Below are 23,426 nucleotides of genomic sequence, written 5' to 3'. Positions count from 1 at the left end.
CAGCGGCATGAGCGTTCTGGAGAACCTGATCGTCGCCCAGCACAACAAGCTGATGCGGGCGTCGGGCTTCGCCATCGCCGGCCTGTTGGGCCTGCCGGGCTTCCGCAAGGCCGAGCATGAGGCGGTGGAGCTGGCGAAATACTGGCTGGACCGGGTGCGCCTGACCGAGTTCGCCGACTGGGAGGCCGGCAACCTGCCCTATGGCGCCCAGCGCCGGCTGGAGATCGCGCGGGCGATGTGCACGGAGCCGGTCCTGCTCTGCCTGGACGAGCCGGCGGCCGGCCTGAACCCGCGCGAGTCGGGCGAGCTGGCCGAGATCCTGACCTTCATCCGCGACGTCCGGACGCCGCAGGGGCACCAGACCGGCGTTCTGCTGATCGAGCATGACATGAGCGTGGTGATGCGCATTTCCGACCATGTTGTGGTGTTGGACTATGGCCGGAAGATTTCCGACGGCGATCCGGAGCATGTGAAGAACGACCCGGCGGTGATCCGCGCCTATCTGGGCGAGGACGAGGACGAAGCCCTGCCGCCGGAGATCGCGGCCGACCTGAACCTCGCACAGAAGGGGGCCTGAGCCATGTTGAAGGTATCGGGCGTCCATACGTTTTACGGCGCCATCGAGGCGCTGAAGGGCATCGACATCGAGATCGGCGCCGGCGAGATCGTCTCGCTGATCGGCGCGAACGGGGCGGGCAAGTCGACGCTGCTGATGACGATCTGCGGCAGCCCGCGGGCGCGCCAGGGCCGGGTGTTCTTCGAGGGCGAGGACATCACCGACCTCCCCACCCACGAGATCGTGCGGCGCGGCATCGCGCAAAGCCCGGAAGGCCGTCGCATCTTCCCGCGGATGACGGTGCTTGAGAACCTGCAGATGGGCTCGATCGTCGCCCAGCCCGGCAGCTTCGAGCGCGAGCTGGAGCGGGTGCTGACGCTGTTCCCGCGGCTGAAGGAGCGCATCAACCAGCGCGCCGGCACGATGTCGGGCGGCGAGCAGCAGATGCTGGCGATCGGGCGGGCGCTGATGAGCCAGCCGCGCCTGCTGCTGCTGGACGAGCCGAGCCTTGGTCTGGCGCCGCTGATCGTGAAGCAGATCTTCCAGGTGATCCAGGAGATCAACCGGGAACAGAAGATGACGGTGTTCATGGTGGAACAGAACGCCTTCCACGCGCTGAAGCTGGCGCACCGGGCCTATGTGATGGTAACGGGGAAGATCACGATGACGGGGACGGGGGCGCAGCTTCTGGCCGACCCGGAGGTGCGGTCGGCCTATCTGGAAGGGGGTCACTGAGATGGAGACGATCCTGGGTTCGTCGGTTCCGGTCTTCGTGTTCCTGACGCTTCTGGTGTTCGGCGGCTGCGGCGTGCTGACCGGGCAGACGCTGGCGGAGGGCTGGAAGCCGGTGTCGAACGTCCTGGCCTACTCGCTGCTGCTGGGGGTGGGCGACCGCTTCCTGGCCTGGGGCCTGTTCGGCGAGCAGTTGCTGTCGCCGTGGGGCTTCATCGTCCACACGGTCGTGCTCGGCATCATCACGCTGACGGCGCATCGCATCGCCATCGCAAGGCGCATGGTCAACCAGTATCCGTGGCTCTATGAGCGCGCCGGACCCTTCGGCTGGCGCGACCGGACTGGCATCGGTGCCGGAGAATAAGACAACAGAAATAGACCGTACGGCTGATTGGTGCCCGCGAAACTGTCGCACCGTGCGCCACTTGGGGTATGGTATTCTGAGACCCGCCGGAGGGGACCCGGCGGCAAGGCCCGAAAGGGCCGGGGGTATGTTGCAACAGGGACCACTTCATAGAACAGGGAGCAAGCACACCCATGAAATTCAAGCTGTCCCTTCTCGCCGCGATCGCGGCGACCGCGCTCTCCGCCACGGCCGCCAAGGCCGACATCGCGGTGGCCACCGCCGGCCCGATCACCGGCCAGTACGCCACCTTCGGCGAGCAGATGAAGAAGGGCATGGAGCAGGCCGTCGCGGACATCAATGCCGCCGGCGGTGTCCTGGGCCAGAAGCTGAAGCTGGAAGTCGGTGACGACGCCTGCGATCCGAAGCAGGCCGTCGCCGTCGCCAACCAGCTGGCCAAGGCCGGTGTGAAGTTCGTGGCCGGCCACTTCTGCTCGGGCTCGTCGATCCCGGCCAGCCAGGTGTACGCCGAAGAAGGGATGCTGCAGATCTCCCCGGCTTCGACGAACCCGAAGCTGACCGAGCAGGGCCTGAAGAACGTCTTCCGCGTCTGCGGCCGTGACGACCAGCAGGGCCTGATCGCCGGCAAGTATCTGCTGGAGAAGTTCAAGGGCAAGAACGTCGCCATCCTGCACGACAAGTCGGCCTACGGTAAGGGTCTGGCCGACGAGACGCAGAAGGCGCTGAACGCCGGCGGCCAGAAGGAAGCCATCTACGAAGCCTATACGGCCGGTGAGAAGGACTATTCCGCTCTGGTGTCGAAGCTGAAGCAGGCGAACGTCGACGCCGTCTACATCGGTGGCTATCACACCGAGGCCGGTCTGATCGCCCGCCAGATGAAGGACCAGGGCCTGAAGGCCACCATCGTGTCGGGTGACGCGCTGGTGACCAACGAGTACTGGGCCATCACCGGCGACGCCGGCGAGGACACCATGATGACCTTCGGTCCGGATCCGCGCGAGAAGCCGACCGCCAAGGCCGTCGTGGAGACGTTCCGCAAGGCCGGTTACGAGCCGGAAGGCTACACCCTGTACACCTATGCCGCTCTCCAGATCTGGGCGGACGCGGTGAAGCAGGCGAAGTCGACCGATGCGGCCAAGGTTGCCGAAGTCATGCGCAAGGGCAACTACGACACCGTCATCGGCAAGATCGGCTTCGATGCCAAGGGCGACGTCACCAGCCCGGCCTATGTCTGGTACAAGTGGCACAACGGCCAGTACGCCGAAGTGAAGTAAGCGAAACGCATCAGCGTTCCGTGGAAAGGGGTCGGCACTTCGTGCCGGCCCTTTTTCTTTGGAAATCGATGGGAGGTTTTGCTGTCCGACCGACAATGCCGCGGCGGCACCGCGGCCTTGCCTGGATACGGGTCAGGGAATAGGTCGGGGAACATGCGCGACGTGGTGCTGGGCCACGGCCGGTTGCGCCGCGGCGATGGCCGGGGAGGAGAGCCCGGTCGCCACACGCCCGCCCGTCTGCTCGCTGAGCAGCCGCTCGGAGGTGCGCATCACCTCCCGCCAAAAGGCGGCGGCGCGGGTGTGATTGGCGGCCGTGAGTTCGACAAGACGAACGCGGCTCATTCGAATCGCGGTCTCGCCCAGTTCATCAACCAGGCGGGTCGCGAAGACAAGCACGTCGAGATCGGTGTTCATGACGCATATGAACCCACAGCCGCAGATTTTGTTCCACCTTGAAACCGCACTGCGGCAAAGGGTCATCGGGGGTGCCACCGTCGTGCGGCACTGCGACAGCGCATATGCAGCATCGGCAAAGGGTCACCGAACGGACACTCGCCACGACAGGGGGGTTTTGTGCTTCAATGGCGCCCTTCGCGGCGACCGTGACGGCCGCCGGTATGGGACGGGTTTTGGAGAACGAAGATGCGCAGGAAGCGCGAGGTGGTTGAGGGACAGATTTATCGCAAGCTGTCCCCCAGCGGCGGCTATTGGGAAGTGATCGCCATCCGCAAGGACGGCATGGGCACCCAGCATGCCCAGATGAAACGCACCGACGACCCGAAGACGCTGAAGACCCTGTCGGTGGCGACCCTGCTCGATCCCCACGAGTTCGAGATCGTAACCGAGTGATCGCCGTACCAAGTGATCGCCGTCAGGCCGGACCCGTGACATCCGGCCGGCGGTAAAGGTCGGCGGCCGGCATTCCGACATGCCGTCCGGCCACCCGCTCCAGCCGCCCCTGGCCGATCAGGTGGTTGAGGTGCCCCACCGCCTCGCCCACGGCGAAGAGCATCTGCTGCGGGTCGAGCGGACGCGGGAACAGCGCCCGCGTCACCGCGGCCGCGGTCTGCGGTTCCGCACACAGCGTTTCGATCTCGGCCAGACGCTCCGCATGGTGCCGGGCCAGATCCCCGGCGCGCCGGTGCAGGCCGTGGAATGGGCGCCCATGCGAGGGCAGGACCAGCGTGTCCGCCGGCAGGGCGCTCCACCCTTCCAGGCTGGCGAGATAATCGGCGAGCGGATCGGCGTCCGGCTCCGACGGCCAGACGCTGATGTTCGGACTGATCCGCGGCAGGATCTGGTCGCCGGAAATCAACAGGTCCGGACCGGCCGCATCGGCCGGGCGGTGCAGGCTGACCGGCTCCGCCGTGTGGCCGCTGCCGCCGATCACCGTCCAATCGCGGTCGCCCACCCGCAGCCGGTCGCCGGCCCGCAGGCGGGTCAGCGTCGCCGGCACCGCCGGCACCCCGCGGCTGTAGGCCCCCTTGCGGGCGAGCAGGGATGCCATCACCTCCTCATCAAGCCCGCAGCGGCGGTAGAAACGCTCGACCACCGCGTCGGCGGCGGCATCGTTGCCTGCCGACAGGGTGCGGGCGAACAGCCACTCGGTCAACGAGGTGGCGAAGCCGGCGCCGGTCCGCTCCACCAGCCAGGCGGCGGCGCCGATGTGGTCGGGATGGAAATGCGTCGCCACCACCCGCTCCACCGGACGCCCGCCCAGCGCATCGCGCAGCAGACCCTCCCACACCGCGCGGCTGCGCGGATCGCCCAGACCGCAGTCGACCAGCGTCCAGCCGGCCGCCCCGCCGTCCAGCGCCCAGACATTGATGTGGTCGAGCTGGAAGGGCAGGGACAGCCGGATCCACAGCACGCCCGGCACCACCTCCTGCCATCCGCCGGGATCTGGGGTGGCGCAGAGGGGGTAATCGACTGATCCGTCCGGGGTAGAAGTCATTGCGCTGTCTGTCCAAACCGTTGTTATCAAAAGAGAAAATGCCCCTATTTCCGCTGAGGCAAATCTGCAACAGCAAAGATGGGCTTGCTGGGCCGGGATTGGAAGGCGGGCCGGACGATTCCATTGTCGGAGCCGGAGCCCGTTCTGTCACGCACTTCGCCGCAGGCCGGGACGTCCCGATCCGCCAACGCCGTCAACGATGGGAACAAGAACATGACGATGCGTGGGATTTTGCTGGGCACGGCACTGGCCGCCGCCATTCCTTCACTGGCCGTCCCGACCGCCGCCTTTGCCGGTACGGAAGGCTTTTATGTCGGCGCGGGGGCCGGCGTGAACTGGACCGAGGATGCCGACCTTGGGAGCTATCCGGCTCCGGGCCTGGGCCTGAAGGAGGAATTCAAGATCGGCGGCATCGGCGACCTGTCGGTCGGCTACGCCACCGCGATGGGCCTGCGCGCCGAGCTGGAGGCCGCCTGGCGGTGGCGCAACAGCATCGACAGCACCAGCAGCGCCACCCCCGGCCTGAACGGTCTGGGCGGCAGGATGAGTTCGGTCGCCTTCATGGGCAACCTTCTGTACGACATCGACATCGGTCTGCCGATCACCCCCTATATCGGTGCAGGTGCCGGTATCGCCGGCGTGAAGCAGTCGCTGAACGGCGCCAGCGACCGCGATTGGGTCTTCGCCTATCAGGGCATCGTCGGCGCGTCCTATGCGATCAACGACAATGTGGCGCTGACGCTGGACTACCGTTACTTCGCCACCGTCGATCCGGAGTTCGAGCTGGGTCCGGTGACCTCCAAGGGCGAGTACCGCAACCACACCATCCTGGCCGGCCTGCGTTACACCTTCGGCGGTCCATCGCGGGCGACGCCGGTCGCCGCCCCGGCCCCGGCCGCGCCGCCGATGGCGGCCCAGCCGCAGAGCGAGTATCAGGTGTTCTTCGATTGGGACAAGTCGGCGATCACGCCGAATTCCGACAAGATCATCGCCGATGCGGCAGAGGGCGCCAGCCGTGCCCGCGCCGTCCGCATCCAGGTGATCGGCCACACCGACACCTCGGGTTCGCCGTCCTACAATCAGAAGCTCTCGATGCGCCGGGCCGAGGCGGTGCGTCAGTCGCTGATCAGGCACGGCACGCCGGCCAACATCATCACGATCGAAGGTGTCGGCGAAAACCAGCTGATGGTCCCCACCGGTCCGAACGTGCGCGAGCCGTCGAACCGCCGGGCCCAGATCATGATCAAGATCTCCTGACCGGTGGACTGGGGGAGGGGCCGGCGCCTCTCCCCCGGCGAGCGGCCGTGATCCTTGCGGGATTGCTGCCGCCGGACGTGCGAAGGAGGTAGCGCGGACCGTTGCGTCAGCGTATGACGGTGCGGTACTCCAGGCATCTTCGGTCCGAGACGTTACATGCAGGTTCTGATCGCCGACGATCATTCCATCGTCCGCAGCGGCTTGACCCATTTGGTGGGTGAACTGGACGAGCAGGCCACCGTGGTGGCCGCCACCAGCTTCAGCCAGTTGAACGCCATCCTCGACACGTCGATGCAGGACGGGGGGAGCGCGTTCGACCTGATCGTCATGGATTTGCGCATGCCGGGCTTGGGCGGGCTCGACGATGTCGAGGCGCTGGTCAAACGGGTGGCACCGGTGCCGGTCGCCATCTTCTCGATGATCGAGTCGCCGGACGAGATGCGCGCCGTGCTGTCGCGCGGCGTCCGTGCCTTCATTCCGAAATCGACCGACGACGTGTTGGTGGTGAACATCCTGCGGCTGGTGATGGCCGGCGGATCCTATGTGCCGCCGGTGCTGGGCATGCCGGGGGCGCAGGTTCCGGCTGCCGCGGCGACCGCGCGCGGCGCGGCACCCAGCATCTTCGACGGGCTGACCCGCCGGCAGTTGGAGGTGCTGGACCTGCTGGCCCAGGGACTGTCAAACCAGGAGATCGGCGAACGGCTGGGGCTGAACCTGTCCACCGTGAAGACCCACGTCACCGGCGTCCTGAAGGCGCTGGGCGTCGGCAGCCGCACCCAGGCGGTGCTGCTGGTCAAGGAATCGGGGCGCGACCGGCTGGTCTGACCCGCGCTACAGGATGGCGTTCAGCAGCGATCCGCGGCCGCCATAGCTGGAGCCGGAGCCGCCGAGCAGCATCGAAGCGGGGTTGGGCGAGGCGCTGCCGGCGCCGAGGATCGAGGCCAGACCCTGCAGCTTGGTGTTGCCGCCGAAGGGGTTGTCGCCCTTGGCCGGCTGCTTGGCGATGGTGTCGTAATCCTTGCTGTAATTGCCCATGCGCAGCTGGACGCCATAGCTCTTGGCGTCCTTGACCGGCACGTCCTTGTCGCGGGCGATGCGCAGTGTGTAGTCGCCCTTGTCGAGGGTGAGCTGTCCCGATTTCAGCTTCTGGAAAGCGTCATAGCCGGCACCGGAATCCTTGTTGCTGTCGGCGATGATCTTGCCGCCGCGGTCCATCAGCTGCAGCCGGACCCCGGCATCGCCCACCGTGCCGAGCGTCGCGGCGCCGGAGGTGGTGACGTTGAACTTGTAGAAATCGGCGGGATCATTTGAGGTCAGCGAGCTGAAGACGTTCAGGCGGCTGCTGTCCTTGACCAGCGTTCCGATGTTCGTCGCGAAGGGAGCGGCGTTCATCGCCGACTTGTTGACGGTCTGCTCGTATTCCTGGACCTTGCCGGTCGCGCCGCCATTGCCCGCCGCCTGCTGCTGCACGCGCTTGACCGCGGCGTCGATCGACTGCTGCAGGCTCTGGGCCATGCCGCCGATATCGGCGTAACTGGACAGGCTGACCATGGTGCGCTCCCTCTTCCCGCATTCCCGGAAAGGAATGATGGACGAAGGGGTTGCAGGATGCGGGCCAGAGCCAAGTGCTTGATAAAGAATGAAGTTAGGCTGCGGCCGCCATGACGGGCGGCAATTCCGGTCCCGTGGGGCGGCAGGATTTTCCCATCGGGGCGGCAGGGTCGGCCGCCCCGGCTCCCCTCTACACGATGGACAGCATCGCCGCTGCCGGCGCGTCGATCGCATCGGCCAGCGCGCGCAGGCCGCGGGCGGCCTCGTCGCGGCTGCGCGGCATGCACAGGCCGACGCGCGCCGCATGGGGGGCACTGGCGCGGCCGACGGCGAAGGCATCGGCGCCGGTGACGATCACCCCGCGGCGGCGGGCCTCGCCGATGAAGTCCTCGCGCCGCCAGGGTTCGGGCAGGACCAGCCACAGGTGCTGGGCCGCCGGATGGCCATAGACCGTTTCGGCCGGCAGGATGGAGCGGGCGAGCCGCTGGCGGGCCAGGTCCTCCTCCCGCTGGGTCGCGACGATGCGGTCGGCGGTGCCGTCCTGGATCCAGCGCGTCGCGACCTCCGCCGGCAGGGCGGGGGCGGAATATTGCAGGGCGCGGATGGCGGTCTCGACGCGGGAGCGCAGTTCCGGCGGCGCGACGACGAAGCCCAGCCGCAGCCCGGCGGCGAGGCTTTTCGACACGCTGGACACATAGAGGGTGATGTCCGGCGCCATGGTCTGCATCGGCACGGCATCCGGCACCATGAAGCCGAACACGTCGTCCTCGATCACGATCACGCCATAGCGGCGGGCGATCTCCACGATCTCGCGGCGGCGGGCGGCGGGCATGACGACCGCCGTCGGATTCTGCAGGGTCGGCACCAGATAGACCGCCTTCGGCCCCAGCCGGCGGCAGGCGCTGTCGAAGGCGTCGGGCACCAGCCCGTGTTCGTCGATGGCCACACCTTCCAGGTGATAGCCCTGGGTGGCGGCCAACGCCTTGGTGCCGATATTGGTCAGCCGTTCAGCCAGGATGACGTCGCCGGGGCGGGCGACGGCGGCCAGCGCCACGGCCAGCGCGTTCTGCGCGCCGGTGGTCAGCAGCACCGAGTCGGCGGTCGCCTTCACGCGGTGCTGGCGTTCCAGCCAGGACGCGGCGGCGGCGCGGTGGTCGGGCAGGCCGGCATGGGGACCGTAGCCGATCAGCGCCGCGGCATGACCGGAGGCGGCGATAGCCGTCAGCGTCTGACCGAATGTCTGCACGGCGACCGCATGTTCGGGATGGACCGTCGTCATGTTGACGATGGCCGGGCCGGCGGAGGTCTCGCCGGCGGGCGGCCAGCCGAGCGGCAGGGGGGTGGCGGGCGCCCGCTGGCCCTGGACGAAGGTGCCGCGCCCGACCTCGCCGCCGATCAGTCCGCGCTTTTCCGCCTCGGTATAGGCGCGCGTCACCGTGCCGACCGTCACGCCCAGGCGGAAGGCGAGGTCGCGGTGGGTCGGCAGCCTGGAGCCGACCGGCAGCACGCCGTCGGAGATGTCGTCGGCCAGCGCATCGGCGATGACACGATAGAGCGGGCCGGGACGGCCCTCCAGGTTAGGGGTCCAATTTGTCATGAGGACAAATGTGGCATTGTCCCGACCCGCTGGCAAGGTCCGCGCGATTGTCCCCGTCGGCAAGGCAGGAAGCAACCGAACAATCCGGAAACGCCTTGCGCAAGTCCGTTACGCTCCATCTTGTATCACGTTTGAGGAACCGATAGCTTCGGTATGGGGCGTGGCAGACAATCCGCCACCCATCGCAGTGCGGCACGGGGGACAATGCACACCATCGCGGTGGTCGACGACGATCCCATCACCCGCGAGACCCTGAAGGCCTACCTGGAAGGGGAGGGCTATCGGGTCATGCTGGCGCGGGACGGCGACCAGCTGTCGGCGCTGCTGGCGCGCGGAAGGATCGACCTGCTGCTGCTGGACATCCGTCTGCCCGGCAAGGACGGTCTGGCGGTGACGCGGGAACTGCGGGCGACCTCCAACATCGGCATCATCCTGATCACCGGACGGTCCGACCGGATGGACCGGCTGATCGGGCTGGAACTGGGCGCCGACGACTACATCACCAAGCCGTTCGAGCCGCGCGAAATCCTCGCCCGCACCCGCAGCCTGCTGCGCCGCATCGTCCGGCCGACGCGACCGGCGGGCGGGCGGGTGAAGCGGTTCGACGGGTGGGAACTGCATCTGGACAAACGCCGCCTGCGCGATCCCCATGGCGAGGATGCTCGCCTGACCTCCGCGGAATTCGAACTGCTCGCCGCCTTCGTCGAGAATCCGGGGCGGGTGCTGAGCCGGGACGATCTGCTCGACCTCACCCTGCGCGGCGATTCGGTGCCCTACGACCGCTCCATCGACCGGCTCGTCCGCCGCCTGCGCCGGGTGGTGGAGCCCGATCCGGCCGATCCCAGCCGCATCGTCACCGTGCACGGCATGGGATACATGTTCCAGGCGGCGGTGGATTAGGCAGCGGTCAGGACTGCGTGGGGGTCAGGATTGCGCGGATGTGGCCCGGCGCTGCGGGCGGGCGGCCGCGCCGTCCTCCTCCGGCTTTCCGGGCTTGCGGAAGGTGCTGAGTTCGGAGATGCGGTTGACGGTCAGGCCGTTCAGGCGGCAGCCGGCGACCTCGACGATTTCGAAACCGGCCTTGCGGGGATAGCGGGCGGCGACCCGTTCGCGCGCCTCGCGGTCGCCGTCGGCGATCAGCAGATAACGGCGGATCCCCGTCCAGCCGCGATAGCCGCGCTGGTCGGACAGGCTGACGCCGGTGGGGTGGCAGCGGACCGCGACCTCCCAGAAGCGGCCGGGACGCGGCTCGTTGCGGTCGAAGACGAAATAACGCTGCATCGCCGACGACTTCTTCTGGTCAAGCTCCAGGATGGCGGCCTGCATGTCGATCTCCGCCTTCTGCACGCGCTTTTCCATCTCCGCATGGTGATGCGCCAGCTGGGCGTAGTCGGAAGCGACGTCGGCGACCTCCTTGGTCACGTCGTCCACCTTCTCCTTCAGCTTCGACATGGCGATCCGCGTCACCACCAGCTGGCGGCGCCAGTAGCGGTTGGACAGGACGGTCAGCACCATCAGGCCCAGCGCGAAATACAGCATCATGCCGGTCATGCGGCCGTCCCCTTCATGCTGCCCCCCTCATGCCGCCCCGCCTCATGCCGCCGAAGCCTCCGCCTCGGGGTCGGGGGCGAGCGCCAGCGGAACCACCGGCGAGCAGATCACGCCGTTGCGCTGGGAAAAGCTGGTCCGGACCGTCCCGTGGGCCTGTTCTGCGGACGGGGCGGTGATGTGGGCGACGTTGCGGTATTCCCAGATCTGGCGGGAGAAGACGATGTCCTTGCGGTCCAACTCGTTGAAATTGGGTCCCGCGGCCAGCTGCGACCAGTAGACGTCGCCGTCACCGTCCTGGTCGCCCAGTTCATGGACAAGCTCGATCTTCGAATATTCCAGCGCCCGCAATTCCGTCAGCGCCTTCTGGCGCCGGCCGTTGAATTCGGTCTGACGGGCCTGCAGCGTGGTCAGGTCGACGCGCTTGCGTTCCGTCTTCTGGCGCCATTCGGCGAGCGCGGCGCGCTTCTTGTCGTACTGGCGCTGGTTCATCGCCTCGCGCGTTTTCTCCGCGCTGACGCGGCCGACATCGACGACGATGGACAGTCCGAGCGCGGCGGCGCTGGCAATCAGAAGCAGCATCCCCAGGAATTCGGCCGAAATGACCATTCACCCTCCGCCAGCCGCACCGAATGCCTGCGCCGGTGTACCGACGCATCGTGCCACGGTGGGCGAAGGGCCGCGATGCCCTCGCGACAACGCGCCGCACGGGGCGGATCATACCATCGCGCTCCATGTCGAGGTTGTCATTTTTAGCCGAAATAAGGGCAAACCCGCCTTTTTTGGGAGGGTTTATGACCGGCTGCCGAACCGGCGGGGTAAGCCCGGCACCCGGTCATAGTCCTGCCGGTCAGTCAGGTTTTTCCGACGGCTCGAAGCTCATGGCGACGCCGTTCATGCAGTAGCGCTTGCCGGTCGGCCGTGGTCCGTCGTCGAAGACATGGCCCAGATGGCCCTTGCAGGCGGCGCAATGAACCTCGGTGCGCGGATAGGCCAGCTTGTGGTCGGTGGAGGTCTCGACCGCGCCGGGCAGCGGCTCCCAGAAGCTGGGCCAGCCCGACCCGCTCTCATACTTCGTGTCGCTGGCATAGAGCGGCTGGCCGCAGCCGGCGCAGCGATAGACGCCGTGGCGCTTCTCGTCGTTCAGCGGGCTGGTTCCGGGATATTCCGTCGCGTGTTCGCGCAGCACCTTGTACTGGTTGGGCGACAGGTCCCGCTTCCACTCCTGTTCGCTTCTGGCCTGCTCGTTTTTTGCCGATTGCGTCTTGTCCGATTCGGGCATGCCGCCGGTCTCCCATGTTGGTGGTCGGTGTCCTGAGCCACCTATATTGGGCCGCGATCCCGCCTGCCCAAGCCGGGCAGGGCGGTCATCACGCGGCCATCACGCGGACGTGACCGGAGGGGCGGCCTATATCGGACCGGAATTGCGTCTGCGACAAAAGAATCTTGCCGATCGGGCGAAGGTTCGATGGCTGGCATCTTCCGAAATTGAATCGGTTTCGGTAACATCCTGGACGCGAACAGTCCGGGACAGCGTGTCCGGGACGGCAATGCCGGGGCAACGACGCGCCGCATGATGGATGAACGCTATCTCCGGGCGGTTCGCGATGCGCTGGTGCGGCACCAGCAGTGGCTGCTGCGCGACCCGGCAGGGAAGGGGCGTCGCGCCAATCTCAGCTTCTATGAACTGGGCGGACTGGGGCTGAACCGCGTCAACCTGTCGGGCGCCAAGCTGACCGGGGCCAGCCTTGCAAGGGCGCGTCTGGTCGGCACGCTGCTGTCGAAGGCGGATCTCTACGGTGCCGACCTGTCGAGGGCCGACCTGACCGGCGCGCAGCTGCAGGGCGCCGACCTGCGCGGGGCCAGGGTGGACGGCGCGAGGCTGCAGAACGCCAATCTGCAGGGTGCGGACCTGCGCCGCGGCATGGTGCTGGATGCCGGCGAATTCCGGGCGGCCGGCAACAGCGACGGCACCACCACCTTCGTCGGCTGCAGCCTGTCCAAGGCGATCCTGACCGATTGCCGGATGGCCCAGTGCGATTTCAGCGGCAGCGACCTGTCCGGCGTCGATTTCAGCGGCAGCGACCTCAGCGGCGCCATCCTGATCGGGGCGGACCTGACCGGCGCGACCATGCGCAAGACGACGCTGGACGGCGTGCTGATGTGCGGCGCCCGGCTGAACGACGAACTGCGCACTGCGCTGGAGCGGCACGGCGTCGACGTGGATGGCACCGGCTTGACCACCACCGCGGCCCGGATGAGCGAGCTGATCGCCGAGCACCAGATCTGGGTCGACAAGCTGGGGAAGGGGGGCGACCGCATCCAGTTGCAGCGGGTCGACCTGCGCGGCTACAACTTCGCCAACCAGCTGCTGTGCGGGGCGGTGATGCGCTTCTGCGGTCTGCGCGGGGCGGATTTCTCCGGCGCCAAGCTGATGATGGCGGACCTGTCCTACAGCGATCTGCGCGATGCCGACTTCACCAGCGCGGATCTGTCCGGCTGCAACCTGGAGGGCGCCAATCTGGCCGGGGCCAAGCTGTGGCGGGCCAAGTTCCGCAAGGTCGATCTCAGCGGCGACGGCAGCCGGCTGTGGCCGACCAGCTTCGCCAAGGCCCGTTTGAACGGCGCCGACCTGCGCGACGCCAGCCTTGCCGGGGTGGTGCTGCGCGGCACCGACCTGACGGCGATCAAGACCAGCTTCGCCACGCTGAAGGGCGCCGACCTGTCCGCCGCCCGCGGCTGGCAGCCATTCGAGGCACCGGCATAGGGGCGCCGGCGTAAAAGCGGTTCAGCTTCCGTCTGCGACGGGGATGCGTCCGGCGACGATGGCACGGCGGGCGGCTTCCGCCGCCTCCACCATCGCCGGGGTGATGAGGTCGCGGTTGTTTTCGTCCACCGCGTAATCGACCGCACCCTCGGCAAGCCCCAACGCCACCGTGCCGGCGTTCCAAGTGCCCTGGCGTGCCGCCTCAAGGCTGGAGTGCACCGCCAGATCGACCCGCTTCAGCATCGAGGTCAGGATGGTGCCGGGATAGAGGTAGTTCTGGTTGCTGTCGACGCCGATGGCCAGCCGCTTGCCTTCGCTCGCCGCGGCGAAGATGCCGAAGTTCGAAACCCCGGCCCCGGCGAACACCACGTCGGCCCCGCGCTGGAACTGGCTGCGCGCCACCTCCGCCCCGCTGGCGGGATCGTTGAAGGCGGCCGGCGTGGTGCCGACGAAATTCACCAGCACCCTGACGTCGCCGCGGGCATGGCGGGCGCCCTGTTCGAAGCCGGCGATGAATTTGCGGATCAGGGGGATGTCGAGCGCGCCGATGAAGCCAATGGTCCCGCTTTTCGACGCCAGCGCCGCCAGCACGCCGACCAGGAAGGATCCCTCCTGCTCCTTGAAGATGACGCTGCGGATGTTCGGCCCCTCCGCCACCGCATCGATCAGCGTGAAGCGCACCGCCGGGTGCGCCGGGGCCAGCCGGGCCAGCGGCGTCGCGTAATAGAAGCCGATGGCGACCAGATCGGTCACCCCGCGCCGCAGCAGCGATGCCGCGGCCTGATCGAATTGGGCGGGGGTGGAGGGCAGATATTCGAGGACGGGAATGCCCGTGGCCGACCTGAACCGCTCCGCCCCGGCGAATGCCCCCTCGTTGAAGCTCTTGTCGAATTTCTGCCCCGCCGCATAGACCAGTCCGGGCTGGATCGCCGCCGCATGGGCGGCTTGCGGAAGCAGCGCCAGAGCGGTTCCGGCGGCACCGAGGGAGAGGATCGACCGGCGGGTGGGGTGCGGCATGGCGCGGCCTCTGGCAGGGTGGAAGCCCTTCATCCGGATTCAATTTTAGGCATGGATTTGCGGTCGGAACCAGAATTTTATTGCGCTGCAGCCAATCATGGCAGGAAGGCGTCCGGCAAAGTCGGCAACAACCGGTCAATGCGAGGACAAGGCGCGGCCAAGGCGCGGATTGTCGCGGCGGCATTCCATCGCAGGTTACTCAAGGCAGCCATGCCGAGACGGGACTTTGCGTCGGACAGGGGACGGCGCAGCTTAAAAGCTGCGGACTCCGTCCGGCCGATTTCCCTCCCTGTCGCATTTGGATTTGCCGATGTTCGCGCGCCTTGCCGCCGTTCGTTCCCGTTCGCCTGCCGAAAGCCCGTTCTTCATTGCGGCGCTGGGCGTGCTGATGTCGTTCGGGCCGATGGGCACCGACATGTATCTGCCCGGCATGCCGGCGATCGGCCGCGAGCTGCATGCGGCGCAGGATCAGGTGCAATGGACCCTGTCGGCCTTCTTCCTGGGCTTCGGCGTCGGGCAATTGCTGTGGGGGGCGCTGAGCGACCGCTTCGGCCGGCGGATTCCGGTGGCGACCGGCATCCTGCTCTATGCCGTCGGCTGCGTCGGCTGTTCGCTGACCGTCGATGTCGGCCATCTGGCGGCGTGGCGCTTCGTGCAGGCGGTGGGGGCCTGTGCCGGGCCGGTGCTGGTCCGGGCCATGATCCGCGACGTGTTCGAGCGCGACCGCGCGGCCAGCGTCCTGTCGATGATGATGCTGGTGATGGGCGCCGCCCCGATCATCGCCCCGCTGATCGGCGGCCAGATCCTGATCTGGGCCAACTGGCGCTGGATCTTCGGAGCCCAGGCGGCCTTCGGCGCCGTCGCGATGCTGGCGCTCGCCAGCCTGCCGGAAACCCATCCGGAGTCGCGCCGCACCAGCCTGCGCCCGATGGTGCTGGCCGAATCCTACCGCAAGCTGCTGACCGACCGCCGGTATCTGGGTTATGCGATCGGTTCGTCCTTCATCTATGCGGGGATGTTCGCCTTCATCTCCGGCTCGCCCTTTGTCTATATCGAGCTGTTCGGCGTCCGGCCGGAGAATTACGGTTTCCTGTTCGGGCTGAACATCGTCGGCATGATCATCGTCAACACGTTGAACAGCCGCGCGGTCATGCGCTTCGGCTCCGACATGATGCTGCGGATCGGCGTCTGGCTGTCGGCCGCCAGCGGCATCCTGCTGGTCGCCTGCGTGCTCGGCGGCTGGGGCGGATTGTGGGGGCTGGTCGGCTGCCTGTTCCTGTTCATGTCGCTGACCGGCTTCTGCTTCGCCAATTCCATGGCGGGTGCGCTGCAGTCCTTTCCGCAGATGGCAGGCACCGCATCGGCGCTCGCCGGCATGCTGCAGTTCAGCAGCGGCGCGGTTTCGGGCTGGGCGGTCGGGCTGATGGCCGACGGCACCGCCCTGCCGATGGCGGGGGTGATCGGGGGAGGTGCCCTGGTCGGTCTGGCGCTGAACCTGTGGCTGATCCGCCCGTTCCGGCGCCGGCTGCCGGCCGGCGCATAAAGACAAAATCGGTTTGTTGATTGTGAAGAGTGTCCGGCCGGACCTGACGTGAATTGAATTTCGCGGCCGGGCGCACTAGGCTTGAGCGGCAAAAGGAGACCCGACATGCCGCAGACCCCGCCGCCGAAGCCGCGTTCCAACTCCGCCCGTCCCGTGGCCCGTCCCGTGGCCCGCCGCGACCTGTTGGTGGGGGCCGCGGCGCTGGGCATTGCCGCCGCCGCCGCGTCGCTGCCGTTGCCTGCCTTGGCCGCGACGACGCTGCGTGTCGGCTACATCCCGATCATCCCGATGACCCAGCTTTACGTGATCACGGGCGAGGGATGGACCAAGGATGCCGGGTTGACCCTGCAGACCACCAGCTTCCAGTCGGGGCCGGCGATGATCCAGGCGCTCGCCTCGGGTACGCTGGACGTCGCCTATGTCGGCATCGGCCCGGCGCTGATCGCCCGGTCGAAGGGGGTGAAGCTGAAGGTCGTCGCCGCCAACGTCATCGATCAGGTGGCGCTGATCGGCCGCGGTCCGCTGGCCAAGGCGATGGCCGGCGCCGCCAACCCGGCCGAGGGGGTCAAGGCCTTCCGCGCCGCCAACGGCCGGCGGCCGAAGATCGGCTCGCTGCCGGCCGGATCGGTGCCGGACACCGTCCTGCGCTATTGGATGGCGGAGGTCGCGCACATCGCCCCCGACGATGTCGAGATCGTCGGCATGGGCGAGCAGCCCTTGCAGCAGGCGCTGCTGACCGGGGCCATCGACGGCGCCTCGATCCTGGAACCGATCCTGACGCTGGTGAAGTCGCGCCTGCAGGATGCCGCCATCATCGCCAAGGCGGGCACCATGTTCCCCAAGCAACCGGGCGCCGTGCTGGCGGTGACCGAAGACGCCATCGCCAAGAACCGCGACGCGGTGGCCGAACTGGTCAAGCTGCACATCCGCGCGACCGCCTTCGCCAAGTCCAACCCCGACCGCACGGCGGAACTGGTGACGGACATCATCGGCAAGGGTCTGGTCGAACGCGACGTCATGCGGGCGGCGCTGACCTCCGACGCGACGACCTTCGTCGACGACCCGCGGGTGATCCTGGACTCCACCAAGAAGATGCAGGCTTTCCAGCAGTCGCTGGACCAGATCACCGAACCGGTGGATGTCGACACGCTGTTCGACTTCTCCTTCCATGATGCGGCGATGGGAAAGTGACCGCCATGACCTCCGCCCCGGCATCTCCGCTGCGTCTGGTCATCCACGCGCCGACGCCGGCCGCGCTGGAGCGGGCGCGGAACAATGCCCGCAATCTGCTGAAGGCGCGGCCCGATGCGGAGGTGCGCATCGTCGTCAATGCGGGCGCCGTCGCCGCGGCGCTCGACAGCCCGGATGCGGAGACCGACCGGCATCTGCGCGTCTGCGGCAACACGCTGGCGAAGACCGGCCGGACCGCCGAGGGGCTGACGGTGGTCGCCGCCGGCGTCCTCGACATCGCCGAGGCGCAGGCGGACGGCTGGGGCTATATGCGGGCGTGAGCCTGTCTCAGCCGACACCCCAGCCGCCGGTGTCGGGGAACGGCGCGGACGGTGGAGGGACGCAGGCGGGTTGGGCGGCGACAGGATCGGCGACGATGCCGCGCGGCAGGGCCGGGGCATCGGGCGGGGTGGGACGCAGGCGGGTCGGCTTCACCCACCAGCCGGGTGACGCCGCCGCGATGGTCTTGGCCGCCGCTTCCGCCGCCGCCGCCGTGGCGTAGAGGCCGAAGCAGGTGGCGCCGCTGCCGGACAGGCGGGGCAGCAGGCAACCGGCGCTGCGCTCCAGCGCCGCCAGAACGTCGGCGATCACCGGCGCCGCCGTCAGGGCCGGGGCGGTCAGGTCGTTGGTGCGCTCCAGCAGCAGCGCCGCGAGGTCGGCCGCGTCGGCCGGCTTGCGGGTGAAGCGGGCAGGGGCTGAAAAGGCGGCACCGCTCTCGGCGCGGGCGGCGGCCATCGCCTTGAATACCGCCGGGGTCGGCACCGGCACGTTCGGATTGACCAGCACGGCATGGGTTTCCGGCAGGTCCGGCGCCTCGTCCAGAATGTCGCCGATGCCGCCGAAATAGCAGCTGCGCCCGGCGACGCAGACCGGCACGTCGGCGCCCAGCCCGGCGGCGACCGCGAACAGCGCCGGGTCGTCGGGCGGCACTCCCCACAGCCGGGCGAGCGCCCGCAGGCAGGCGGCGGCGTCTGCCGATCCGCCACCGATCCCCGATGCGACCGGCAGCGCCTTGGTCAGCGCGATCATTACGTCGGCCTCGCGGCCCAGCCGGACAGCCAGCGCGTGGGCGGCACGCATCACCAGATTGTTCGCCGGGTTTTCGCCCATCAGGGCCGGGCCGAAGGGACCGGCGATGGCCAGACGCGGACCGGCCGGCGGCAGGTCGGCTCCGCGCAGCGCCACGCGTGCGGCGGCCGGCGTCAGGGCGATGCTGTCGCCGAACTCGGCGAAGGCGACGAGGCTGTCCAACTCGTGATAGCCGTCGGCGCGCCGGCCGGTGACATGCAGGTAGAGGTTCAACTTGGCCGGGGCGGCCTCGACGATGGAAGTGCCGGTCATAAGCTCCAAATCCGCTGGCGGGCGCGCGACGACATCCCCTGTGTCGCACCCTTTCGCCCGCAGCGGCAAGGGTGTGGTTCAGGGGCTTTATTCAGATCTGGGCAAGCAGGTCCTTCAGCAGCGTCTCGCCCATCGGCCAGGGACCGTGGCCGCTTGCACTGTTGATATGGCCGGCCTCGCCGGCATCGATGAAGTCGGCACCCCACAGCGCGGCGAAGCCGCAGGCGCGGGCGGCGCTGCAGTAGGGATCGCTGCGGCTGCCGACCACCACTGCCGGGAAGGGCAGGGGATCGGCCGGCACCGGGGCGAAGCGGCAGGCCTCGGCCGGCACCGTTCCGGGCGACTCGACGTCGGGCGGGGCGACCAGCAGGGCGGCGGCGACCTTGGCAGCGGCATCGCCGTCCGCCGCCCAGCGTGCCACCAGGATGCAGGACAGGCTGTGCGCGACCAGCACCACCGGACCGGGTGCCGAGCGGACCGCATGGTCGAGCCGCTCCACCCACCGGTCGGGCTCCGGAGCGTCCCAATCGCCCAGATCGACGCGGGTCAGCGCCGGCAGCCGGCCCTCCAGCCATGTCTGCCAGTGGTCGGGACCGGAGTTGCCCAGGCCGGGAAGCACCAGAATGGTCGGCTGCGTCATTCTTTCAACTCTTCGTTCGTAAATGTTGCGTGTAGTGTCGGAAGGTTACCTGCGAATCGGAGAATTCTCTCCACGAGGTGGATCGGCATTCCCCGATGTCCTGAGCGGCGCCGTAAGCGGGGCCGTGGGTGGAGCATCGGGCGGGTCATCTTGCGGGGCATCGGGCGTCGTCAGGCAATGATGACGGAAAACCATAAACGGGAAGAAGGGGAGAAGCGTCTTGGACATCAGCGCCACCATCGCACAGGAACTCTGCGAGTCCATCGGGCGGGAACTGGATTCCGTCGTGTCCTTCGTCGGTAAGGGCGGCAGCGTCGTCGCCTCCACCGCGCGCGAGCGGATCGGCACCACCCATCCGGCCGGCGCCGACATCATGGCCCGCCGCCTCGACGAGCGCGCCGTCAGCCGGGATGAGGCGGCCAAGTCCGGCGGCGCCATGCGGGAAGGCTATGCCGTCGCCATCGATCTGGACGGCGACCGGGTCGGCGCGCTCGCCGTCGCCGGCCCGACGGAGCAGGCGCGCCGTTTCGCCCGCCTCGCCCGCCATTGGGTGGCGGCGACCCTGCGGGCCGAAACGGCGGAGACGCGCCGCCTTGCCCTGACGCGCGACCTGTCCGAGCGGGTGGAGCGCGAGGTCGGCGGAGTCGCCGCCGAACTGGCGGAGGCCGGACGCAAGCTGGAATCGGCGGTGGCCGCCGTCCGCTCCGCCGGGACGGAGGGGCTGCGGCAGGCCGCCGATGCCGCCGGTGCGGCCCGCGCCGTCGATGGTTCGGTCAGCGCCATCGCCGGCATGCTGGACCGGCTGGCCTCCACCTCCGACCAGATCTCCGGCGACACCAGCAAGGCGCGGGAGATCAGTCTGGCCGCGGCGTCGGACAGCGACCGCGCCACCACGGTGATGAACTCGCTGCGATCGGCCGCCGAACAGATCGCCAGCGTGGTGAAGCTGATCAACGCCATCGCCAGCCAGACCAACCTGCTGGCGCTGAACGCCACCATCGAGGCGGCGCGGGCGGGTGAGGCCGGGCGCGGCTTCGCCGTCGTCGCCAACGAGGTGAAGGCGCTGTCGCGCCAGACCGCCGACGCCACCAAGCAGATCGCCGATCAGGTCGCCAATCTGCAGAAGGAGACCGCCGCGGTGGACGAGGCGCTGGGCCGCATCCACTCCACCATCGGCTCGATCCAGACGATCAACGGCACGGTCGCCGCGGCCATCGACGAACAGGCGGCCCTGACTTCGGATGTCGCACGCTCGCTCGACCAGTCGCGCCAGGACGCCATGGCGGCGGAGCAGCGGATCGGCGATGCCGAACAGACGTTGGGCGGCGTGACCCGCCAGTTGGAGGAACTGTCGACGCTGGGCCGGACCATCGCGGAGCGGGCCGGCGGCCTGGGCAGCGGCATCGGCGGCCGGATCGCCGACGTGCTGCGTCAGGTGCGCAACTAGTCAGGTCCGGGGATAGGGCTGCTGGCAGTCGACGGAGTCGCCGCCGGGGATGGTGGCTCCGGCGATGGTGGTGCGGGCGCTGCCGCTGCGGGCGGCGGGGGCCGCACCACCCGGCAGCGGCACGATCAGCCGGCGCTTCACCGGCTGCTGCGCCGCGCGGCGCGACACGCCGGCGAAGATCTGCTTCGACGCCTCGATCATCGTCACCCCGGCGAAGGCCTTGAACCAGCGCCCGCCGACCTCTTCCCAGGCCGGCGCGGTCTTTTGCAGGAAATGCGAGCGCAACGGCGGCATGAACAGGGCATGGCGCGTGCGTTCCGGCACGAACATGGTGTCGCGCAGCACCTGCTTCAGCTGCGAGGCGGAATAGGGAAATCCGTGACCGAAGGGCGTCCAGTCGGCGCGCGCCCACAGGCCGCGGCGGTTCGGCACCACCGCCAGCACCCGGCCGCCGCCGGCCAGCACCCGCCAGATCTCGCGCATCATCGGCCGCAGCTGTTCGGTGCCTTCCAGTCCATGGACCAGAAGCACACGGTCGATGGTGTTGTCGCCGAAGGGCAGGTCGGCCTCGTCGCCCAGCGCCACCATGCCCGGCCCTTCCGCCGGCCAGAAGCTGACGCCCTGGCTGGCGGGCATCACCGCCACCACCCGGTCGGCCTCGCCCATGAAGGGACGCAGGTACGGCGTGGTATAGCCGACGCCGAGCACGATCTGGTTGCGCACGTCCGGCCAGATGGTGCGGATGCGCCGCCGGATCATCCGCTGGGCGGTGCGCCCCAATCCGGACTCGTAGAACTCCCTCAGATCGACGATATCTGTGTACATGGTATCCCAAGCGTAACACGGGTTTCGTATCGCAACAGCAGGGAGTCCGCTGCCGTGGAGGTCATTCTCGTTCCGGCTTTCGCCGACAACTATATCTATGTGCTGCGCGACGCGGCATCCGGCAAGGTCGGCGTGGTCGATCCCGGCGACGCCGCCCCGGTGCAGGCCGAATTGGAGCGGCGGGGCTGGTCCCTCACCCACATTTTCCTGACCCATCACCATGACGACCATATCGGCGGCGCCGAGGAGCTGAAGGCCCGCTATCGCGCCAGCGTGGTCGGCGCCCGCGCCGATGCCCACCGCATTCCCTGCCTAGACGTGATGCTCGGCGACGGCGACCGCACGGTGTTCGGCGAGCAGACCGCCCGCGTCTTCACGGTGCCCGGTCACACCAGCGGTCATATCGCCTTCTGGTTCGAAGCGGCGGAGACCCTGTTCAGCGGCGACACGCTGTTCTCGCTCGGCTGCGGCCGGCTGTTCGAAGGCACGCCGGCCCAGATGTGGGACTCGCTGCAGAACCTGCGGGCGCTGACCGACCAGACCCGCGTCTATTGCGGCCACGAATACACCCAGTCGAATGGCCGCTTCGCCCTGACGGTCGATCCGGACAATGCCGCCCTGCATCAGCGGATGGAGGAGGTGGCGGCTCTGCGCGAGCGGAACCAGCCGACGATTCCCACCACCATCGGGATGGAACGCCGCACCAACCCCTTCCTGCGCGCCGACGATCCCGGCGTCCAGTCCGCCATCGGCATGTCCGGCGCCCCGTCGGTGGAGGTGTTCGCCGAACTGCGCCGGCGCAAGGATCATTTCCGGGGATGAGGGTTGCCAGCCCGGCGGTGGACCGGCGATCCGGCCTGCCGCTAGCCTGTCTTCAATCGATCCCGAAATGGAAGGAGCGTCCATGTTGAAGCTGCGCTGGAGCGCCACCTCGCCTTATGTGCGCAAGGTGATGATGGTCGTGATCGAACGCGGGCTGGAGGACCGGGTGGAGCGGGTGACGACCGATCCATGGTCGGCCGTCACCGACCTTGGCAAGGACAACCCGCTGGGCAAGGTGCCGGCATTGACGCTGGAGGACGGCACCACCCTGTTCGACAGCCCGGTGATCGTCGAGTATCTCGATTCGCTGGGCGACCGGGCGCCGCTGCTTCCGCCCGCCGGCCCGGCTCGTTGGGCGGCGCTGCGGCTGCAGGCCATCGCCGACGGCGTCTGCGACGCCGCCATCCTGCGCCGGCTGGAATCCATGCGCCCGGACGGCGAGAAATCCGCCAACTGGATGGAGCGCCAGCGCAAGGCGGTCGCCCGCTCGCTCGATCTGCTGGAGGCCGAGGCCGCGTCGCTGGACGGCGAGGCCACAATCGGCACGCTGGCGGTGCTGGTTGCGCTCGGCTACCTCGACTTCCGCTTCGGAGATGAGGATTGGCGCGAGGGTCGGCCGGCGCTGACCGCGTGGTTCGCCAAGGCCTCCAACCGCGACAGCCTGCGGCGGACGGCGCCGCCGGTGTAACGCGGGCCGCTGGGCCAAGCTTCTACGCGGAATACGTGCAATAGAGCGGCGTCCGGCGGGATCGGGCGCCGCTTTTCTATTCGCCGCCGTTTACGTTCGATTCACCATGATCGGCTGCGCGACGGATGATTTCCCGCGTCCGGCAATGTTTCGATTGTGCGTCGCGAAAACTTCATCCAACCGTCACCGATTCATCCAATCAGAAGGGCTACCCATGGCGCCGGCCGGTCTGCGGAGAACCGCGGCGCGGCACGGACAACCTCCAAGCCACGG

At 68.3% G+C, this 23,426-nt stretch carries 26 protein-coding genes; 15 read left to right on the top strand and 11 right to left on the bottom strand.

Annotated elements, in window-relative coordinates; translation table 11 throughout:
* The 4 genes from FZ029_RS22060 to FZ029_RS22045 all read left to right on the top strand — a co-directional run.
* A partial coding sequence (locus FZ029_RS22060) for an ATP-binding cassette domain-containing protein (protein ID WP_149271932.1) occupies nucleotides 1–577 on the top strand: 577 nt, incomplete at its 5' end.
* 3 nt (nucleotides 578–580) lie between these two features.
* Nucleotides 581–1,291 (top strand): ABC transporter ATP-binding protein, encoded by a 711-nt coding sequence (locus FZ029_RS22055; RefSeq protein WP_012978041.1) that lies wholly within the window; start codon nucleotides 581–583, stop codon nucleotides 1,289–1,291.
* Between the two features lies 1 nt (nucleotide 1,292).
* The gene (locus tag FZ029_RS22050) at nucleotides 1,293–1,652 is read left to right on the top strand and encodes a DUF6867 family protein (protein ID WP_149271931.1); all 360 of its coding nucleotides are present in this window, start codon (nucleotides 1,293–1,295) and stop codon (nucleotides 1,650–1,652) included.
* 173 nt (nucleotides 1,653–1,825) lie between these two features.
* A complete protein-coding gene (locus tag FZ029_RS22045) occupies nucleotides 1,826–2,926 on the top strand; it encodes a branched-chain amino acid ABC transporter substrate-binding protein (RefSeq protein WP_149271930.1) in 1,101 nt (366 codons plus the stop codon).
* A gap of 132 nt (nucleotides 2,927–3,058) precedes the next feature.
* Here the strand turns inward: FZ029_RS22045 and FZ029_RS22040 are convergent, their stop codons facing one another.
* Nucleotides 3,059–3,340: a hypothetical protein gene (locus tag FZ029_RS22040; protein ID WP_149271929.1), complete on the bottom strand. Its 282-nt coding sequence runs from the start codon at nucleotides 3,338–3,340 to the stop codon at nucleotides 3,059–3,061.
* A 228-nt stretch (nucleotides 3,341–3,568) separates the two neighbouring features.
* On the opposite strand from FZ029_RS22040, the gene FZ029_RS22035 reads away from it, so the two are divergent.
* Complete coding sequence (locus FZ029_RS22035) at nucleotides 3,569–3,775, top strand: hypothetical protein (protein WP_042696427.1); 207 nt, start codon at nucleotides 3,569–3,571, stop codon at nucleotides 3,773–3,775.
* A 22-nt stretch (nucleotides 3,776–3,797) separates the two neighbouring features.
* On the opposite strand, the gene FZ029_RS22030 is transcribed toward FZ029_RS22035, so the two are convergent.
* The gene (locus tag FZ029_RS22030) at nucleotides 3,798–4,880 is read right to left on the bottom strand and encodes an MBL fold metallo-hydrolase (RefSeq protein WP_149271928.1); all 1,083 of its coding nucleotides are present in this window, start codon (nucleotides 4,878–4,880) and stop codon (nucleotides 3,798–3,800) included.
* A 213-nt stretch (nucleotides 4,881–5,093) separates the two neighbouring features.
* Between FZ029_RS22030 and FZ029_RS22025 the strand changes: the two genes are divergently transcribed.
* Nucleotides 5,094–6,137: an OmpA family protein gene (locus tag FZ029_RS22025; protein WP_149271927.1), complete on the top strand. Its 1,044-nt coding sequence runs from the start codon at nucleotides 5,094–5,096 to the stop codon at nucleotides 6,135–6,137.
* A 156-nt stretch (nucleotides 6,138–6,293) separates the two neighbouring features.
* A complete protein-coding gene (locus FZ029_RS22020) occupies nucleotides 6,294–6,962 on the top strand; it encodes a response regulator transcription factor (RefSeq protein ID WP_149271926.1) in 669 nt (222 codons plus the stop codon).
* A gap of 6 nt (nucleotides 6,963–6,968) precedes the next feature.
* Here FZ029_RS22020 and FZ029_RS22015 read toward each other — a convergent pair whose 3' ends face one another.
* Together FZ029_RS22015 and FZ029_RS22010 are read right to left on the bottom strand one after the other, a co-directional pair.
* On the bottom strand, nucleotides 6,969–7,688 hold the full coding sequence (locus tag FZ029_RS22015; RefSeq protein WP_149271925.1) for a hypothetical protein: 720 nt from the start codon (nucleotides 7,686–7,688) through the stop codon (nucleotides 6,969–6,971).
* 190 nt (nucleotides 7,689–7,878) lie between these two features.
* Nucleotides 7,879–9,285: a PLP-dependent aminotransferase family protein gene (locus FZ029_RS22010; protein ID WP_149271924.1), complete on the bottom strand. Its 1,407-nt coding sequence runs from the start codon at nucleotides 9,283–9,285 to the stop codon at nucleotides 7,879–7,881.
* A gap of 204 nt (nucleotides 9,286–9,489) precedes the next feature.
* Here FZ029_RS22010 and FZ029_RS22005 point away from each other — a divergent pair, with 204 nt between their 5' ends.
* Nucleotides 9,490–10,185 (top strand): response regulator, encoded by a 696-nt coding sequence (locus FZ029_RS22005; protein WP_149271923.1) that lies wholly within the window; start codon nucleotides 9,490–9,492, stop codon nucleotides 10,183–10,185.
* Nucleotides 10,186–10,209: 24 nt separating this feature from the next.
* On the opposite strand, the gene FZ029_RS22000 is transcribed toward FZ029_RS22005, so the two are convergent.
* From FZ029_RS22000 to msrB, 3 genes are all read right to left on the bottom strand, one after another.
* Nucleotides 10,210–10,836 (bottom strand): hypothetical protein, encoded by a 627-nt coding sequence (locus FZ029_RS22000; RefSeq protein ID WP_149271922.1) that lies wholly within the window; start codon nucleotides 10,834–10,836, stop codon nucleotides 10,210–10,212.
* 42 nt (nucleotides 10,837–10,878) lie between these two features.
* Entirely contained in the window at nucleotides 10,879–11,442 is a 564-nt protein-coding gene (locus FZ029_RS21995; protein WP_149271921.1) for a hypothetical protein, read from the bottom strand.
* Nucleotides 11,443–11,683: 241 nt separating this feature from the next.
* Complete coding sequence (msrB, locus tag FZ029_RS21990) at nucleotides 11,684–12,115, bottom strand: peptide-methionine (R)-S-oxide reductase MsrB (protein WP_149271920.1); 432 nt, start codon at nucleotides 12,113–12,115, stop codon at nucleotides 11,684–11,686.
* 291 nt (nucleotides 12,116–12,406) lie between these two features.
* Between msrB and FZ029_RS21985 the strand changes: the two genes are divergently transcribed.
* The gene (locus tag FZ029_RS21985; protein WP_149271919.1) at nucleotides 12,407–13,600 is read left to right on the top strand and encodes a pentapeptide repeat-containing protein; all 1,194 of its coding nucleotides are present in this window, start codon (nucleotides 12,407–12,409) and stop codon (nucleotides 13,598–13,600) included.
* A gap of 21 nt (nucleotides 13,601–13,621) precedes the next feature.
* Here FZ029_RS21985 and FZ029_RS21980 read toward each other — a convergent pair whose 3' ends face one another.
* Nucleotides 13,622–14,617: a BMP family ABC transporter substrate-binding protein gene (locus FZ029_RS21980; RefSeq protein ID WP_149271918.1), complete on the bottom strand. Its 996-nt coding sequence runs from the start codon at nucleotides 14,615–14,617 to the stop codon at nucleotides 13,622–13,624.
* Between the two features lie 310 nt (nucleotides 14,618–14,927).
* Between FZ029_RS21980 and FZ029_RS21975 the strand changes: the two genes are divergently transcribed.
* From FZ029_RS21975 to FZ029_RS21965, 3 genes are all read left to right on the top strand, one after another.
* Nucleotides 14,928–16,160, top strand: coding sequence for a Bcr/CflA family multidrug efflux MFS transporter (locus tag FZ029_RS21975; protein WP_149271917.1), 1,233 nt, complete (start codon nucleotides 14,928–14,930; stop codon nucleotides 16,158–16,160).
* A gap of 105 nt (nucleotides 16,161–16,265) precedes the next feature.
* Nucleotides 16,266–17,351: an ABC transporter substrate-binding protein gene (locus FZ029_RS21970; protein ID WP_149271916.1), complete on the top strand. Its 1,086-nt coding sequence runs from the start codon at nucleotides 16,266–16,268 to the stop codon at nucleotides 17,349–17,351.
* 5 nt (nucleotides 17,352–17,356) lie between these two features.
* Nucleotides 17,357–17,671 carry a hypothetical protein gene (locus tag FZ029_RS21965; protein ID WP_149200498.1) on the top strand — a complete coding sequence of 105 codons (315 nt, stop codon included), beginning with the start codon at nucleotides 17,357–17,359 and terminating at the stop codon, nucleotides 17,669–17,671.
* 7 nt (nucleotides 17,672–17,678) lie between these two features.
* On the opposite strand, the gene FZ029_RS21960 is transcribed toward FZ029_RS21965, so the two are convergent.
* A complete protein-coding gene (locus FZ029_RS21960; protein ID WP_149271915.1) occupies nucleotides 17,679–18,731 on the bottom strand; it encodes a 4-(cytidine 5'-diphospho)-2-C-methyl-D-erythritol kinase in 1,053 nt (350 codons plus the stop codon).
* A gap of 91 nt (nucleotides 18,732–18,822) precedes the next feature.
* Nucleotides 18,823–19,371, bottom strand: a complete 549-nt coding sequence (locus FZ029_RS21955; RefSeq protein WP_149271914.1) for an alpha/beta hydrolase — start codon at nucleotides 19,369–19,371, stop codon at nucleotides 18,823–18,825.
* A 220-nt stretch (nucleotides 19,372–19,591) separates the two neighbouring features.
* Between FZ029_RS21955 and FZ029_RS21950 the strand changes: the two genes are divergently transcribed.
* Nucleotides 19,592–20,818, top strand: a complete 1,227-nt coding sequence (locus FZ029_RS21950) for a methyl-accepting chemotaxis protein (protein ID WP_149271913.1) — start codon at nucleotides 19,592–19,594, stop codon at nucleotides 20,816–20,818.
* Here FZ029_RS21950 and FZ029_RS21945 read toward each other — a convergent pair whose 3' ends face one another.
* On the bottom strand, nucleotides 20,819–21,643 hold the full coding sequence (locus tag FZ029_RS21945) for a methyltransferase domain-containing protein (protein ID WP_109075041.1): 825 nt from the start codon (nucleotides 21,641–21,643) through the stop codon (nucleotides 20,819–20,821). It abuts the gene before it with no gap.
* A 54-nt stretch (nucleotides 21,644–21,697) separates the two neighbouring features.
* Here FZ029_RS21945 and gloB point away from each other — a divergent pair, with 54 nt between their 5' ends.
* The gene (gene gloB / locus FZ029_RS21940; protein ID WP_149271912.1) at nucleotides 21,698–22,465 is read left to right on the top strand and encodes a hydroxyacylglutathione hydrolase; all 768 of its coding nucleotides are present in this window, start codon (nucleotides 21,698–21,700) and stop codon (nucleotides 22,463–22,465) included.
* Nucleotides 22,466–22,547: 82 nt separating this feature from the next.
* Nucleotides 22,548–23,153: a glutathione S-transferase N-terminal domain-containing protein gene (locus FZ029_RS21935; RefSeq protein WP_188052015.1), complete on the top strand. Its 606-nt coding sequence runs from the start codon at nucleotides 22,548–22,550 to the stop codon at nucleotides 23,151–23,153.
* Nucleotides 23,154–23,426 lie beyond the last annotated feature (273 nt).

The sequence above is a fragment of the Azospirillum sp. Sh1 genome (assembly GCF_008365135.1).
Lineage (GTDB): Bacteria > Pseudomonadota > Alphaproteobacteria > Azospirillales > Azospirillaceae > Azospirillum > Azospirillum oryzae.
The sequence above is the reverse complement of the archived record's forward strand: the minus strand, read 5'-3'. Positions and strand labels throughout refer to the sequence as shown.

Bases quoted from the DNA above. Each gene is read 5' to 3' on its own strand.
- FZ029_RS21985 (WP_149271919.1), top strand. From the start codon at position 12,407: ATGATGGATGAACGCTATCTCCGGGCGGTTCGCGATGCGCTGGTGCGG.
- FZ029_RS21970 (WP_149271916.1), top strand. From the start codon at position 16,266: ATGCCGCAGACCCCGCCGCCGAAGCCGCGTTCCAACTCCGCCCGTCCC.
- FZ029_RS21945 (WP_109075041.1), bottom strand. From the start codon at position 21,643: ATGTACACAGATATCGTCGATCTGAGGGAGTTCTACGAGTCCGGATTG.
- FZ029_RS21980 (WP_149271918.1), bottom strand. From the start codon at position 14,617: ATGCCGCACCCCACCCGCCGGTCGATCCTCTCCCTCGGTGCCGCCGGA.
- FZ029_RS22000 (WP_149271922.1), bottom strand. From the start codon at position 10,836: ATGACCGGCATGATGCTGTATTTCGCGCTGGGCCTGATGGTGCTGACC.
- FZ029_RS22055 (WP_012978041.1), top strand. From the start codon at position 581: ATGTTGAAGGTATCGGGCGTCCATACGTTTTACGGCGCCATCGAGGCG.
- FZ029_RS22035 (WP_042696427.1), top strand. From the start codon at position 3,569: ATGCGCAGGAAGCGCGAGGTGGTTGAGGGACAGATTTATCGCAAGCTG.
- FZ029_RS21955 (WP_149271914.1), bottom strand. From the start codon at position 19,371: ATGACGCAGCCGACCATTCTGGTGCTTCCCGGCCTGGGCAACTCCGGT.
- FZ029_RS22025 (WP_149271927.1), top strand. From the start codon at position 5,094: ATGACGATGCGTGGGATTTTGCTGGGCACGGCACTGGCCGCCGCCATT.
- FZ029_RS22005 (WP_149271923.1), top strand. From the start codon at position 9,490: ATGCACACCATCGCGGTGGTCGACGACGATCCCATCACCCGCGAGACC.
- FZ029_RS22050 (WP_149271931.1), top strand. From the start codon at position 1,293: ATGGAGACGATCCTGGGTTCGTCGGTTCCGGTCTTCGTGTTCCTGACG.
- FZ029_RS21965 (WP_149200498.1), top strand. From the start codon at position 17,357: ATGACCTCCGCCCCGGCATCTCCGCTGCGTCTGGTCATCCACGCGCCG.
- FZ029_RS22010 (WP_149271924.1), bottom strand. From the start codon at position 9,285: ATGACAAATTGGACCCCTAACCTGGAGGGCCGTCCCGGCCCGCTCTAT.
- FZ029_RS22030 (WP_149271928.1), bottom strand. From the start codon at position 4,880: ATGACTTCTACCCCGGACGGATCAGTCGATTACCCCCTCTGCGCCACC.
- FZ029_RS22040 (WP_149271929.1), bottom strand. From the start codon at position 3,340: ATGAACACCGATCTCGACGTGCTTGTCTTCGCGACCCGCCTGGTTGAT.
- FZ029_RS22015 (WP_149271925.1), bottom strand. From the start codon at position 7,688: ATGGTCAGCCTGTCCAGTTACGCCGATATCGGCGGCATGGCCCAGAGC.
- msrB (WP_149271920.1), bottom strand. From the start codon at position 12,115: ATGCCCGAATCGGACAAGACGCAATCGGCAAAAAACGAGCAGGCCAGA.
- FZ029_RS22020 (WP_149271926.1), top strand. From the start codon at position 6,294: ATGCAGGTTCTGATCGCCGACGATCATTCCATCGTCCGCAGCGGCTTG.
- FZ029_RS21960 (WP_149271915.1), bottom strand. From the start codon at position 18,731: ATGACCGGCACTTCCATCGTCGAGGCCGCCCCGGCCAAGTTGAACCTC.
- FZ029_RS21995 (WP_149271921.1), bottom strand. From the start codon at position 11,442: ATGGTCATTTCGGCCGAATTCCTGGGGATGCTGCTTCTGATTGCCAGC.
- FZ029_RS22045 (WP_149271930.1), top strand. From the start codon at position 1,826: ATGAAATTCAAGCTGTCCCTTCTCGCCGCGATCGCGGCGACCGCGCTC.
- FZ029_RS21935 (WP_188052015.1), top strand. From the start codon at position 22,548: ATGTTGAAGCTGCGCTGGAGCGCCACCTCGCCTTATGTGCGCAAGGTG.
- FZ029_RS21975 (WP_149271917.1), top strand. From the start codon at position 14,928: ATGTTCGCGCGCCTTGCCGCCGTTCGTTCCCGTTCGCCTGCCGAAAGC.